This is a genomic window from Pseudovibrio sp. FO-BEG1 (assembly GCF_000236645.1).
Classification (GTDB): Bacteria; Pseudomonadota; Alphaproteobacteria; order Rhizobiales; family Stappiaceae; genus Pseudovibrio.
Genome location: NC_016642.1, coordinates 1,660,833 through 1,674,108 on the forward strand (window position 1 = coordinate 1,660,833; position 13,276 = coordinate 1,674,108).

A 13,276-nucleotide genomic window follows, 5' to 3' on the forward strand; every position below is an offset into this window, starting at 1 on the left:
GCTCAAAGTCGTGCAGGTTTGGATGTGAACTTGATACCTGCTTCTTCGCAGTGAAGCCAGACAATCTTGCCCGTAAACGAAAGCTTGCGGGCTGGCACCTGAATCTTCACGGTAGACCCTGAAGTCAGCTTGCCCGTGTTGACCAGCAAACGGCACCCGCCATTGCTGATGTCCTCAATCACGCAGGATCGGTTGAAGTTGTCTGTAAACAACACTGCAGGCCAGTGGCAGTTATGCCGTTTATGGCCTCTGTTTTCTATCTCTAAAAGTTTCGGTCGAGGCAACATCATGAGACCGCCGGCCTTTACGTCAAAAATGCAATAACTAGAATCGTTAGTTTGGAAACTTACATACGCAGTATCAACTATATGTTGCGCAGATGTTAACGCGTGGCCAGGCAGCGTACATTGCTTAAGTTACTCATTTCACGAGTTAAATTAGAAAAATTTCAACTCTAATATATGTAAGGATGACGTGCAGGTTATAAGCTGCGGGAAGCACTACGTAAATTTGAGGTTGTAGCCATCAAACAAAGCGTAGAAAGGAAAGACTGTTCTAGTTTCCGCAGATCACAGTCAGTTCACAGTCACCAACTGAAACTTCAAGCGGTGTACCGCCGAATGGCTCCCCATCAATCTGAACAGCCGCAGCGCGATAGGCCTCAATGCGGGCTGTTTTGATGGTCCGGCACTGAACATTGCGCGATTTTACCACGCTGCCAGTAAGTAAGCGGCATGCGTATTTGAAAAGCGCCCAGGCGCCATCCTCTTTGAAGGTGAGCAAGTGCAACTGCTTCTCTAAAATAGAAGCCTCAGGCACCACCAGGTGTTTTCCGGCGTAGTAGCGGCCATTGGTGATCAACGCCATGGCGCATTGCAGCTCTTCACCATCCGCGCGCACCTTAAAACTGCCTTTGCGACGAGAGAATGCCAGCTGAGCGGCAATGAAGAGAGACGCGAAACGACCATACCGACGCTTCAGGCGCAATGGTACGACATGCACTACTTCTGCATCAAAGCCCGTAGAGGTGGATAGGAAAAACGGTCGCCCATTGGCATAGCCGTTGTGCAGCTTCTGCGTCTTACCGGCGATGATGGCCTTGGCGATCTCTTTCGGCGCGCTCGGCACACCCAGTTCATGCGCCAGTACGTTGGCCGTGCCAAATGGGATGATCGCAAGATGCGGCTTCATTCCACGCCCCAGCATGGCAGAGGCTGCTTCACTGACGGACGCATCACCGCCAGCAATCGCCAGAATATCCGTATTCAGGTCTGGATCAGTGCAGGTCTCGGTAATCTCACTGGCACGGTTGGTCAGCTTCAGCTCCACCTTCATCCCAGCCTCTTCCAGACATTTCACAATCTCTGTGATGCGCTGAAAGCGGAAGGATGTGGCTGTCGGATTGGCAAGAATAAGCACACGCTTGGCTTTGCGAGGCTTCTTCTCGGGTTTATCCAGCCGGGAGTGAGGAAGCGGGCTTTCCATGCGTACGTCCGAACCTTCCCGACTTACTTGGACTTCTGAAAGGGCTTCATACCCTTTCGTGCCAGTTCATCAGCACGCTCGTTTTCTTCGTGCCCGGCATGGCCTTTCACCCAGTGCCAGGAAACATCATGACGCTGTGCAGCTGAATCCAGCTGCTGCCAGAGATCTGCATTCTTAACCGGAGAATTGGAGGCGGTCCGCCAACCTTTACGCTTCCAGTTGTGCATCCACTGCGTGATGCCGTTCTTCACGTAAGAGCTGTCGGTATAAAGATCCACCGCACAAGGCCGCTTCAGGGTTTCCAGAGCCTGAATAGCCGCCATCAGTTCCATACGGTTGTTGGTCGTGGCTGGCTCGCCGCCGCACAGTTCTTTCTCGTGCTCGCCAAAGCGAAGCAGCACACCCCAGCCTCCAGGCCCGGGGTTGCCGGAGCACGCTCCGTCCGTCCACGTCTCAACACGTTTGGTATCGCTCATTTATCCAGCCCGTATGCACTCGCATTGGATACGCCACGATGGAACCTGAGTTTGCGCAGGTATTCAAGTGGATCTTTTGGAACAACCAGCGCACCTTCCGGCACAGACAGCCAGTCATAAAGACGTGTCAGCAGGAAGCGCAGCGCAGCACCGCGGCACAGCAATGGCAGATTGTCGAACTCCAGCTCGCTGAACGGACGCACACTTCGGTAACCTTCCAACAGCGCACGTGCTTTTGTCACGTTGAACATGCCATCCGGTTCAAAGCACCACGCATTGATGCAGATCGCCACGTCATAAGCAAAAGCATCATTACAGGCAAAGTAGAAGTCGATCAGGCCGGAAAGTTCCTTGCCCAGATAGAAAACGTTGTCCGGGAACAGATCCGCGTGAATCACACCGCTTGGTAGATCCTTAGGCCACAGCGCCTGCAATTCATCCAGCTCAGCTGTCAGCTCTTCTGCAAGGCCTGCCTTCACCTCATGCGCACGGTCGCGGCTTGCATCCAGCAAAGGTGCCCAGCCATCAACGCTCAGGGAGTTCGGACGCTTGATCTCAAAGTCAGCACCAGCCAGATGCATCCGCGCCATGCCTTTGCCCAGCTCAGAGCAATGCACCAGCTGCGGCTTGCGTACCCACATACCATCAAGGAATGTGACCATGGCCGCAGGACGTCCTGCGAGCTCACCCAGCATCTGCCCGTCGCGATCAATCAGCGGGGTCGGGCAGTTGAGACCTTTACCGGCGAGATGCTGCATCAGGCCCAGAAAAAACGGCAAATCATCAGGATTAACGCGTTTTTCGTAGAGCGTCAGGATGTAATAGCCCGTCTCCGTATGAACCAGATAGTTGGAGTTCTCAACGCCTTCGGCAATGCCCTTGTAGGAGAGCAGTGTGCCAATGTTGAAACGGTCGATGAAGGCGCCCAGCTCTTCATCGGAAACATCGGTATATACAGCCATAACTATTCTGCCGCGCTTGTTCCGCTAGGTGCAGGAGCAGCCCGTAACTCTTTCGGTAGATTGAATGAAATGTCTTCTTCAGCAGTTGTAACGGTTTCCAGTGTCACATCAAAATGCTCACGGAAGGCTTCAACAATTTCTTCAACGAGGATCTCAGGAGCAGACGCACCGGCAGTGATGCCAATGGTCTTCACGCCTTCAAAGTCACCCCAGAAAATCTCGGAGGCCCGCTGGATCAGGAATGCTTTGTCACAACCAGCCCGCTCACCAACTTCACGCAGACGCTTGGAGTTGGAGGAGTTCGGCGCGCCAACAACAATCATCGCATCACATTTCGGCGCAATTTCCTTCACCGCATGCTGGCGATTGGTGGTCGCATAACAAATGTCATCCTTGTGCGGCTTCGCAATAGTCGGGAAGCGCTCTTCAAGGATTTCGACGATCTCTTTGGTGTCATCAACAGAAAGTGTGGTCTGTGAAATCCAGGCCAGCTGATGATCTGTCTTTGGCTCAAACGTGCGTGCATCTTCCGCAGTCTCAATCAGAGAGACACGCCCACGCGGCAACTGACCCATTGTGCCGACAACTTCCGGGTGGCCTTTGTGGCCGATCAGAAGAATTTCACGCTCGCGTCTGTCGTGCAAAATTGCTTCTTTATGCACCTTGGAAACCAGCGGACAGGTCGCATCAAGGAAGAAAAGATTACGCAGGCGCGCAGCTTCCGGAACGGACTTAGGCACACCGTGAGCAGAGAAAATCACAGGACGGTCATCAACCGGAATCTCATCCAATTCCTCAACAAAAACAGCACCTTTGTTGCGCAGACCCTCAACAACATATTTGTTGTGAACGATCTCGTGGCGCACATAAACAGGAGCGCCATACTTCTCCAGCGCGAGGTCCACGATCTGAATCGCGCGGTCAACACCGGCACAAAAGCCGCGTGGAGCGCAAAGTAAAATTTTGACCGGTGCCTTCGGGGAGGGCGTAACCTGCATGATGTATTCCTGAATTTTGACTTTGAGCAATTGAAGGATGTTGGCTGTCTCTGTCAAGAAAAAGAGTTTTTAATCGGGCATCAAGCGCTGATTTTCTCCAATATTCAGCCTGTCAGCTTCCTCCAATGTGTTTCAGGTGACTGATGTATCTCGCCATTTGCGTTTGCGGCTGATATAGAAACAAAAACTGCAGATAAATTTGGGATTCGTATGGTGGGCAATTTATTGGCAAAATCACTGCTCAAAAACACAGGACGGGCAATTCTTCTAGCAGCAATCGGTGCATCTCTGGCAGGCTGCGGAAGCTTCATGTCATCAGATGCTGAGCTGGAATCTTCTTCAGCAAATCCGCCTGCAACTGAGAAGACTTTCGATCTGTCCGTGCTTCAGGCACCTGCCTTATGTCCCGCCTTGCAGGAACTTTCAGGAACAACCATCCTGACCAAATACCCACGCGGCAAAGAGAAGACACCTGAGAATCTCAGCTATCAGGCAATCATCACCGATTGGGCACGCACCTGTAAAAAGTCCGGCCAGAACTCAGCAATGAAATTGGGCATCGCGGGTACGATTACCCCTGGTCCGACGTGGAAAGGGGGCGAAGTACTGCTTCCTGTGCGTGTAGCAGTCACACAAGATGTGGATGGCGGAGAAAAAACAATCTACTCCAAACTCTTCAGCGTTCCTGTCACTTTAGGGGCCGGATCGCCGTCTGCGACATGGGCATTTGTGGAAGAAAATATTATCCTTCCGAATGAACCGGGACAAAATGTCGTCTTTGGATTCGACGAAAAGTAAAAAATAGGTTAGTAAGGGTTCACAGCTTGGCGTCATAGTGTCGCGCCAGCCTTTCTCAGGGGCATGTTGCAGCCGCTGAGGAGGAATACATTCGCCGGTTCTGAGAGGAGGGCTGGCGAGTGCAGAGCTGTGCGGGAGAGAATAAGCCACCCATTGGGTTATCGCCGAAGGAGCAACCGCCCCGGAAACTCTCAGGCAAAAGGACCGCATAGTAAGCAACACTCTGGAAAGCAGTGCCGAGCGCGCTATCCGTATGGATCGCACGTTAAGGCTCTCACCGAAGGAGTAATCGCTCTGGTTTTTGTAGCTGCCAGTGCGGGAAATCTCTCAGGTTCTCGAGACAGAGGGGGCGTACTTGATCATTCCAAAGGGAATGGTCTTTGACGTGTACGCCACTGTCTGAGGGGACCATATGGCTGAAGCTACAGACCTGCTGAAAACACCGCTTTTCGATCTACACACCGAGCTTGGCGCTAAAATGGTGCCGTTCGCTGGCTATGATATGCCAGTACAATACCCGCTCGGCGTTATGAAAGAACATCTCTTCACCCGTGAAAGCGCAGGCCTCTTTGACGTGTCCCACATGGGACAGGCTTGGCTCGTAGGCCCTGACCACGCAACCACTGCTGCTGCATTGGAAACGCTCGTTCCATCCAACATGAAGGAACTGAAGCCGGGTAAACAGCGCTACACGGTTCTGCTCAACGACAACGGTTGCATCATCGATGACCTCATGGTGTCTCGCCCGCTTGCGGCTGAAGACGACGGTCGCCTGATGCTTGTTGTTAACGCAGCATGTAAAGACAACGACTACAAAATCATCGCAGCTGCTCTGCCGGACAACGTGAAACTTGAGATCGTTGAAGACCGTGCACTCATCGCAATTCAGGGCCCGAAAGCCGCTGAAGTGATGGCGCTGCACGCACCGGAAGCCGCTGAGATGGGCTTCATGGAAGCGCGTCCGCTTGAGTTTGACGGCATCTCCGTGATTGCATCCCGTTCCGGTTACACCGGTGAAGACGGTTACGAAATTTCCATTCCTGCTGGCGCAGCTGAAGCTGTCGCAAAGGCGCTGCTCGCCGATGAGCGTGTAGAACCGATCGGCCTTGGTGCGCGCGACAGCCTGCGCCTTGAAGCTGGCCTTTGCCTCTATGGTCACGACATCGACGAAAACACCACACCTGTTGAAGGCAATATCACTTTCTGCATGCAGAAGCGCCGCAAAGAAGCGGGCGACTTCCCAGGTGGCGAGCGCGTGCTCAAGCAGTTGGCTGAAGGCACTGAAAATCTCCGCGTGGGTCTGCTGCTTGATGGCCGTGCTCCGGCACGTGAAGGCGCAGAGATACGTGTTCCGGGTTCTGAAGAAGTAATTGGCCGCGTCACATCAGGTGGTTTTGGCCCAACACTCGGCGCGCCGGTGGCAATGGGCTATGTCCCATCCAAACTGGCAGAAATTGGCACAGAAGTTGAGCTTGTGGTCCGTGGCCGCGCACTCAAAGCCAAGGTAGCCGAGATGCCGTTTGTAGCACAGCGCTACTACCGCAAACCAAAATAATTCCGGTGAGGGCAGCGGGCTGCCCCAATCACATTTCAATCGACAAACGACAGTGTAGGGAACGCTTAAATGAGCACATATTTCACAAAAGACCACGAGTGGCTGAAGGTTGAGGGAGACGTAGCAACCGTCGGCATTACTGAGTTCGCACAGAGCCAGCTGGGCGATGTTGTGTTCGTCGAACTTCCAGAGAACGGCAAAACCGTTGCTCAGGATGATGAAGTAGCCGTCGTGGAATCCGTGAAAGCTGCATCCGAAGTATATGCACCGCTGGATGGCGAAATCACAGAAGGTAACGAGCTTCTTGTTGATGAGCCTGCAAAGGTAAACGAAGACCCAGAGGGCGCTGCATGGTTCTTCAAAATGAAGCTCGGGAATGCTGCACAGCTTGAAGCCCTGATGAGCGAAGCTGATTACAAAGCATTTGTAGAAACGCTTTAAGGCAAAGCGTACTCCCGAAAAGCCCGACCGGTTTTCGGAATAAGAATACGCAATAAGCCAAAAGCCGTTCAGCCCCTGCCATGTCGGGCAACCTCATGGCAGGAAATGGCAGAAGCCCTATTTGCTTTTGCTGCAATGTGCATCAGACAATCTGATGGAGAGGGAACATGCGGTATCTTCCGCTTTCAGACAACGACCGCGCCGACATGCTGGCGCGTATCGGTGTAGACTCAATCGATGAGCTATTTGCCGATATTCCAGAGGCCGTTCGCCTTGAAGAACTGACAACCTTGCCACGTCGCAAGACCGAGATGCAGGTGGAGCGTCAGCTCTCTGCAATGGCAAACAAGAATGTCAGTGCCGGATCACTCCCGTTCTTCGTCGGGGCAGGGGCGTACAAACACCACATTCCTGCTACCGTTGATCACCTGATCCAGCGTTCCGAATTTCTGACCAGCTACACCCCGTATCAGCCAGAAATTACACAAGGTACGCTTCAGGCACTCTTTGAGTTCCAGACCCAGGTCGCAAACCTGACCGGAATGGATGTTGCTAACGCGTCCATGTATGACGGTTCCACCGGCACCGCAGAAGCTGTGTTGATGGCTCACCGCGTGACCCGCAAGAAAAAAGCGGTTCTCTCCGGCGGTCTGCACCCACAGTATCGTGAAGTGGTTGAAGGCGTTTCCGCCAAACTTCCGGGCGCATCCGTTGTTGCGCTGCCTGCTGACCCAATGGGCACAGAAGACATTCTGGCTCAGATCGATGATGAAACCTCTTGTGTGGTAGTTCAGTCTCCATCCTTCTACGGTCAGCTGATTGATCTGAAGCCGATTGCAGAAAAAGCACATGCCCACAAAGCGCTGCTGATTGCTGTGTTCACCGAAGTTGTCTCCCTTGGCCTTCTGGAAAGCCCAGGCGCCCAGGGTGCAGACATCGTGGTTGGTGAAGGTCAGTCCATCGGTAACCCACTGACGTTCGGTGGCCCTTACGTTGGTCTATTCGCAACCCGTCAGAAGTACATCCGCAACATGCCGGGCCGTGTTTGTGGTGAGACTGTTGATGCGGAAGGCAAACGCGGTTTCGTGCTGACCCTTTCTACACGTGAGCAGCACATCCGTCGTGACAAAGCGACCTCCAACATCTGCACCAACTCTGGTCTGTGTTCTCTGGCATTCACCATCCACATGACCCTGCTGGGCGGTAAAGGCCTCGCACGTCTTGCACGCATCAACCACATGAGCGCAGTCGCTCTGGCGGATGCTCTTGGCGCGATCGATGGTGTTGAAGTGCTGAACTCCTCATTCTTCAACGAGTTCACCATCCGCACACCAAAGAACGCACACGAAGTGATTGAAGCACTGGCTGCAAAAGGCGTTCTGGGCGGTGTACCTGTCTGCCGTCTGGACAAGTCCGGTGGTGACATCGACAACCTGATCGTTGTTGCAAGCACTGAAGTGAACACCGATGAGGATCGTGCAGCCTATGCGCAAGCTCTGAAGGAGGTGCTGGCATGACTATGAACCATCAGGGACGCCCGACACGCGCAGGTGAAGCTGGCCCTCCAATGCCGCACCAGACCTTTACTGGTAACCGTGCACTGGACATGGAAGAGCCGCTCATCTTTGAAATCGGCCACATGGACAACTGCGGTGTGGATCTGGATGAGCCGATGGACTTTGTTCCACGCCTCGGCAACCACATGCGCAGCGAGCCTGTAGACCTTCCAGCTCTGTCCGAGCCGGAAACCATGCGCCACTATGTACGCATGTCCCGCAACAACTATGCGATTGACTCAGGCCTGTACCCTCTGGGCTCCTGTACCATGAAGCATAACCCGCGCCTCAACGAAAAGATGGCGCGTCTGCCGGGCTTTGCGGACATTCACCCACTACAGCCAATCTCCACCGTTCCAGGCGCTTTCGAGCTGATCTCTGAACTGGCAGACTGGCTGATGGAACTCACTGGCACCAACGCCGTGGCAATGAGCCCGAAAGCGGGTGCTCACGGTGAGCAGTGTGGTATGATGGCCATCAAGCATGCAATCGCTGCCAAAGGTGAAGAGCGTTCTATCGTTCTGGTTCCGGAAAGTGCCCACGGCACCAACCCGGCAACCGCTGCACTCGTTGGCTACAAGGTTGTATCCATCCCGGCACGCGAAGACGGCACAGTGGCTGTGGAAGCTGTGATCGAGAAGATCGAAGCGCACGCAGGTCAGGTGGCAGCTCTCATGCTCACCAACCCGAACACCTGTGGTCTGTTTGAGCCGGAAGTGATTGAGATTGCAAATGCAATCCATGAAGCTGGTGGCTACTTCTACTGCGATGGTGCAAACTTCAACGCGATTGTTGGCAAGGCCAAGCCGGGTGATCTTGGCATCGACGCCATGCACATCAACCTGCACAAAACCTTCTCCACGCCACACGGTGGTGGTGGTCCAGGTTCTGGTCCGGTTGTTCTGTCTGATCGTTTGGCGCCTTACGCTCCACTTCCATTCATCCGTAAGAATGGTGAGGAACTGGAAGTCGTAGAAACCAACGACCAGCTGAACGAAGGCGAACAGCCATTTGGCCGTATGACCGCTTTCTTCGGTCAGATGGGCATGTATATACGTGCACTTTCCTACATGCAGTCCCATGGTTCCGATGGCCTGAAACAGGCATCTGAAGATGCAGTGCTGAACGCAAACTACGTGCGCGTTGGCCTGCAGGACCTGATGACCCTGCCATACGGCATCAAACCTTGCATGCACGAAGTTCTCTTCGATGACAGCTTCCTCAAAGACACCGGCGTTTCCACACTGGACTTTGCAAAAGCAATGATCGACGAAGGCTACCACCCAATGACCATGTACTTCCCACTGGTCGTGAGTGGTGCAATGCTCATCGAGCCAACCGAAAGCGAAAGCCGCGCGTCTCTGGACCTGTTCGTCGCAACTATGCGCGATCTGGTGATGAGCGCAAAAGCAGGCGGAAAAGACCGCTTCGAAGGTGCTCCGTTCCTGGCTCCGCGCCGCCGCCTGGATGAAACCGGTGCAGCGCGTAAACCAATCCTAAAATGGGTGGCTCCAGAACCAACCAAGGTGGAACCAGAACTCGCGTAACAATGCGTTTTCTGTAAAACTTATAGCCCGGCTCTTGCAAAAGACGCCGGGCTTTTTCTTTGCCAGGAATCCAGTGGCATCTCCCAGATCATACCCTCAAAAATTGATAGATCAGAATACGTGGATACTGAGCACTCGCCGGTCAGTATACGGTCATGCATGCTCCGCAAAGAATGGGTGAGGTGGGTATGCGTAAAGCACCAAAATGGCGTAGTTGGATGCCAACAAGCAGGCAGCTTCGGTTCAAATTGCAATCAAGCCTCGCCAGAACCTTCCCCGCCATCGGCTACCGCTACAACTATTTTCCAGATAATGCCGCACCGGGGCTCGCTCCGCATAAGCACCTGATCACCATAGATGAGCGCAGCTCCCGCGATCTACCTCAGCAAGTGCAGGCATTCTTCACTGAACACGGCGCGCTTGAACAAAGCCGCTACCCCTTACCAATCACACCATCAGGCCACACCCAACTTAAACTTCATAAACTGACTGATACTCTGGTCCTTGGCAGCACTGGCGCCACGGTCCTCAAAAGCCAGCACCGCCAGATAGAAGCGGCAGCACCCAACACCATGCGGTTTGCCCGCCTTAAAGATCGAACAATCCAATCTGCGGCGATCAACATGCTCGGCATGGCCACGGGGTATCGTCACTACTACCACTTCCTCTGTGATGTAGCGTTTCCGCTGTTGTTCCTGTTGGAGCATCTGGAACCGCGCACTTTCCCTCTCAAAATCCTTCTGAGAGAAGACCTGCCGGAGTTCCAGCGAGAGTTCTATGAGTTCCTGGCTCAGGACACACCGCTCCTCACACTAGAAGAATGCAGGGCAAATGAGCGAATACACTGCAAGACCCTCTACCATTGCTCTCCTGCCATGAACTGCGAGTTCCGGGCACCTGCCAGCGAGCAGGCGGCCTCCATGGTCGCGACACACTATCTTGCAGCCTATGGGCTCGATATGCACAAGACGCCCACGCAAAAGCTCTACATCGCACGCAATGATGCAAAAACACGGCGAATCCTCAATGAGACAACGCTGATCGAGCAACTGGAAGCACGCGGCTTCCAAAGCGTGGTGCCCGGCAAGCTGACACACAGAGAACAAGTAAAGCTCTTCAGCAGCGCCAAGATCATCGTGGGCACACACGGTGCAGGCCTCACAAACCTGCTCTTTACGCAGGCAGGCGGCAAGCTCGTAGAGATCTTTCCAGCCGACTACATCCAAAGCGCTTATGCATGGCTCTCGCATGTCAGAGGTTTGGAATACGCCCCCGTGATAGGCGAGATGAGTGGAGCCCATCAGCACTTCACCCTGCCGCAAACTGCGATTGGGCAGATCCTGCATGAAGTTGATGCCTCGGAGTTCGCCTAGCGATCTTGCAAAGACTTAGACCTCACAACCGCTGCCAATGCGGCGGGACGATCAAGCTGTCATCTAGATTTGGATTTTTGAACCACTTGAGCGGCGCGATCACATGCTTGTCTTCATTCCCATTGAGGAAGGCTGCCCACCAGCTGAACGTGCTGTTCGCCGTCACGATATGATCGCATGAAGACATAACCATCAGATCTTCATGATCTTTTCCATCCTGCATCGGATCCGAAAAGTAGACGTTCTCTTGCTGAGGAACCACCTCGCGCGCCCGCTCAGGACTGTCTGAAAAAACATAAAACGTCAGCCCTGGCACGCGCTCAGTCAAAAAATCCATTGCGCCTTTGTAGTAGCCAGCAGAGCACAAACCAAAGTTCTGCAAGTTATGCGCCTGACTGTAATCACCATACCTTACATGCAGCGCAGCTGAGGGTCCGGACTTGATCCGTTGCAACAGCTTCAACCGCTCCAAAACCATAGGCTTCTTCAGGGTGATCTCGTCACGCAGTTGTTCCATGATTGAGAACGGAATCTCCCAGGTCTGCCAATACCCATCCAGATAGGCACTTTGCTTCAGCACCGGTGTTTCGCTGTCTTGCAACAACTCATCCTCACGGATGTAACGCCGTTGATAAAACGGATAGAATTTGCGGCACAGCTTAACCGTCTGCCCAAAGGACTGGGCAGGCCAGAGCACGGCTGACATCTCAGATTCTGTTGCTGATAAGCCCTGTGTCTTGAACAGGTTAAGGCAATAGGAGCGATTGAAGTACTGATCGTACTCACTGCGGTCGAAGCGCAGTTTCATCCCTGTTTCAAGCGCGATTTTTCGCCCAAGAGCATATTGAAAAAGCTGATTTCCAATGCCCCCGCGGATACGGACAATCAATGTTGGCTTGAGCTTGCGTCGCCGTGCAGCTCCCGATATTCGCACCTGAGAAGCAACTGACATACGTCCCCCGTACACAAATCAGCATATTTGTCTCTCAGCCTAACGGAGCTTTGGCAAAGGCTCACTACTAGGTTTTTGGGAGTAAATCTCTACGGGGTACCCGTTTACCAGCTTGGCCTGCAGGGATAAGTTGCAATACCAAATCATGTCACCATCAAAACGCCATGCTTGCTGGCAACACTGCACCGGATATAACCAACTGGATTTGCTTATGAACTACGATTTACTTATTTGGGATTGCGATGGCTGTCTGATTGATAGCGAGTGGATTGGGTGCCAGGTTGAGGCCGAAGGCTTCACCAAAGCTGGTTACCCTATCAGCACAGAAGACATGATCGCGCGCTTCTGCGGTGTGTCGTCAGCTGAGATGTTCAGTCAGATTGAAGCGGAAACTGGTGTCAACATCCGCAACCATGAGGCACTCGCAAATCAGGATGCTGCTCTCAAAGCAGCGTTTGAGAAGGACCTTCAACCAATCAAGGGCATCCACGAAGCATTGCATGAATTGGACAATCTGTTTCCAAACCTGAAAATGTGCATTGCCTCTGGCAGCTCCATGGAAAGGCTGGAGTACACGCTCAAATTGACTGATCTTCATGGGCGTTTTGAGAAAAAGTACTTCTCAGCTGATCTGGTTGAAATGGGCAAACCAGCCCCCGATGTGTTCCTCAAAGCAGCCAGTGAAATGGGCGTTGCACCTGAAAAATGCCTCGTTATTGAAGACAGCCACCTCGGCCTGCGCGCTGCCCATGCCGCTGGAATGGACGCCTTTGGCTTCACCGGTGCCACCCACGGCAGTCATAATTTACACAGCCGGTTGGATGAGCAAAACCCTCTGGCAATCTTCAATGATATGAGAGAGTTAGCTGGGCTGATGCAAAAGCTGAATCTGCTCAAAAGTACAGCCTGAAATCGCTTGGCCAGCATAATCTGCCAAAACTTTCTTGACAGGGAAGGTGGGTTGCGGTCATACACTTGGGCATGAACAAGAACCTGACCATCATTTCTGCAGTTTATTATTATGCGCCCGACATATCGGCGGCCGCGTTCCTATAAACTCATGTAAAATTGAGGTCAGAACCAAAAGCCGCCGCGTAGGCGGCTTTCGTGTTTTAGCTCTCCTGCGCGGCGAA

13 protein-coding genes and 1 riboswitch are annotated in these 13,276 nt (G+C 53.2%); of the genes, 7 read left to right on the plus strand and 6 right to left on the minus strand.

All coding sequences use genetic code 11. The features are described 5' to 3' along the window. Positions 1-2: 2 nt before the first annotated feature. The 5 genes from PSE_RS07595 to ispH form a co-directional block, all read right to left on the minus strand. Positions 3-290, minus strand: a complete 288-nt coding sequence (locus PSE_RS07595) for a PilZ domain-containing protein (RefSeq protein ID WP_208998111.1) — start codon at positions 288-290, stop codon at positions 3-5. A 265-nt stretch (positions 291-555) separates the two neighbouring features. Beyond that, positions 556-1,485 carry a diacylglycerol kinase family protein gene (locus PSE_RS07600; RefSeq protein ID WP_014284325.1) on the minus strand — a complete coding sequence of 310 codons (930 nt, stop codon included), beginning with the start codon at positions 1,483-1,485 and terminating at the stop codon, positions 556-558. Between the two features lie 23 nt (positions 1,486-1,508). Then, positions 1,509-1,961 (minus strand): ribonuclease HI, encoded by a 453-nt coding sequence (gene rnhA, locus PSE_RS07605; protein ID WP_041768129.1) that lies wholly within the window; start codon positions 1,959-1,961, stop codon positions 1,509-1,511. Further along, positions 1,958-2,923 (minus strand): homoserine kinase, encoded by a 966-nt coding sequence (locus tag PSE_RS07610; protein ID WP_014284327.1) that lies wholly within the window; start codon positions 2,921-2,923, stop codon positions 1,958-1,960. Before PSE_RS07610 ends, rnhA begins: the two co-directional genes overlap by 4 nt. A gap of 2 nt (positions 2,924-2,925) precedes the next feature. Continuing rightward, entirely contained in the window at positions 2,926-3,921 is a 996-nt protein-coding gene (gene ispH / locus PSE_RS07615; RefSeq protein ID WP_193384387.1) for a 4-hydroxy-3-methylbut-2-enyl diphosphate reductase, read from the minus strand. Between the two features lie 210 nt (positions 3,922-4,131). Between ispH and PSE_RS07620 the strand changes: the two genes are divergently transcribed. The 6 genes from PSE_RS07620 (at position 4,132) to PSE_RS07645 (ending at position 11,191) form a co-directional block, all read left to right on the plus strand. Then, positions 4,132-4,719, plus strand: coding sequence for a hypothetical protein (locus tag PSE_RS07620; protein WP_008549995.1), 588 nt, complete (start codon positions 4,132-4,134; stop codon positions 4,717-4,719). Between the two features lie 122 nt (positions 4,720-4,841). Next, positions 4,842-4,936, plus strand: a riboswitch (glycine riboswitch). 195 nt (positions 4,937-5,131) lie between these two features. After that, on the plus strand, positions 5,132-6,274 hold the full coding sequence (gcvT, locus tag PSE_RS07625) for a glycine cleavage system aminomethyltransferase GcvT (RefSeq protein ID WP_008550050.1): 1,143 nt from the start codon (positions 5,132-5,134) through the stop codon (positions 6,272-6,274). Between the two features lie 69 nt (positions 6,275-6,343). Beyond that, entirely contained in the window at positions 6,344-6,715 is a 372-nt protein-coding gene (gcvH, locus tag PSE_RS07630; RefSeq protein ID WP_008549930.1) for a glycine cleavage system protein GcvH, read from the plus strand. A 167-nt stretch (positions 6,716-6,882) separates the two neighbouring features. Then, positions 6,883-8,232 carry an aminomethyl-transferring glycine dehydrogenase subunit GcvPA gene (gene gcvPA / locus PSE_RS07635; RefSeq protein ID WP_008549942.1) on the plus strand — a complete coding sequence of 450 codons (1,350 nt, stop codon included), beginning with the start codon at positions 6,883-6,885 and terminating at the stop codon, positions 8,230-8,232. Beyond that, entirely contained in the window at positions 8,229-9,818 is a 1,590-nt protein-coding gene (gene gcvPB / locus PSE_RS07640) for an aminomethyl-transferring glycine dehydrogenase subunit GcvPB (protein WP_041768131.1), read from the plus strand. Before gcvPA ends, gcvPB begins: the two co-directional genes overlap by 4 nt. A gap of 188 nt (positions 9,819-10,006) precedes the next feature. Beyond that, positions 10,007-11,191: a DUF563 domain-containing protein gene (locus PSE_RS07645; protein ID WP_208998112.1), complete on the plus strand. Its 1,185-nt coding sequence runs from the start codon at positions 10,007-10,009 to the stop codon at positions 11,189-11,191. A 22-nt stretch (positions 11,192-11,213) separates the two neighbouring features. On the opposite strand, the gene PSE_RS07650 is transcribed toward PSE_RS07645, so the two are convergent. Then, positions 11,214-12,143, minus strand: coding sequence for an alpha-1,2-fucosyltransferase (locus PSE_RS07650; RefSeq protein WP_014284331.1), 930 nt, complete (start codon positions 12,141-12,143; stop codon positions 11,214-11,216). A gap of 211 nt (positions 12,144-12,354) precedes the next feature. Between PSE_RS07650 and PSE_RS07655 the strand changes: the two genes are divergently transcribed. Beyond that, complete coding sequence (locus tag PSE_RS07655; RefSeq protein ID WP_014284332.1) at positions 12,355-13,053, plus strand: HAD family phosphatase; 699 nt, start codon at positions 12,355-12,357, stop codon at positions 13,051-13,053. Positions 13,054-13,276 lie beyond the last annotated feature (223 nt).

Coding starts and splice junctions, on each gene's coding strand:
- rnhA (WP_041768129.1), bottom strand. CDS start 1,961: ATGAGCGATACCAAACGTGTTGAGACGTGGACGGACGGAGCGTGCTCC.
- PSE_RS07610 (WP_014284327.1), bottom strand. CDS start 2,923: ATGGCTGTATATACCGATGTTTCCGATGAAGAGCTGGGCGCCTTCATC.
- PSE_RS07645 (WP_208998112.1), top strand. CDS start 10,007: ATGCGTAAAGCACCAAAATGGCGTAGTTGGATGCCAACAAGCAGGCAG.
- PSE_RS07620 (WP_008549995.1), top strand. CDS start 4,132: ATGGTGGGCAATTTATTGGCAAAATCACTGCTCAAAAACACAGGACGG.
- gcvPA (WP_008549942.1), top strand. CDS start 6,883: ATGCGGTATCTTCCGCTTTCAGACAACGACCGCGCCGACATGCTGGCG.
- PSE_RS07600 (WP_014284325.1), bottom strand. CDS start 1,485: ATGGAAAGCCCGCTTCCTCACTCCCGGCTGGATAAACCCGAGAAGAAG.
- PSE_RS07655 (WP_014284332.1), top strand. CDS start 12,355: ATGAACTACGATTTACTTATTTGGGATTGCGATGGCTGTCTGATTGAT.
- gcvT (WP_008550050.1), top strand. CDS start 5,132: ATGGCTGAAGCTACAGACCTGCTGAAAACACCGCTTTTCGATCTACAC.
- ispH (WP_193384387.1), bottom strand. CDS start 3,921: ATGCAGGTTACGCCCTCCCCGAAGGCACCGGTCAAAATTTTACTTTGC.
- gcvPB (WP_041768131.1), top strand. CDS start 8,229: ATGACTATGAACCATCAGGGACGCCCGACACGCGCAGGTGAAGCTGGC.
- PSE_RS07650 (WP_014284331.1), bottom strand. CDS start 12,143: ATGTCAGTTGCTTCTCAGGTGCGAATATCGGGAGCTGCACGGCGACGC.
- PSE_RS07595 (WP_208998111.1), bottom strand. CDS start 290: ATGATGTTGCCTCGACCGAAACTTTTAGAGATAGAAAACAGAGGCCAT.
- gcvH (WP_008549930.1), top strand. CDS start 6,344: ATGAGCACATATTTCACAAAAGACCACGAGTGGCTGAAGGTTGAGGGA.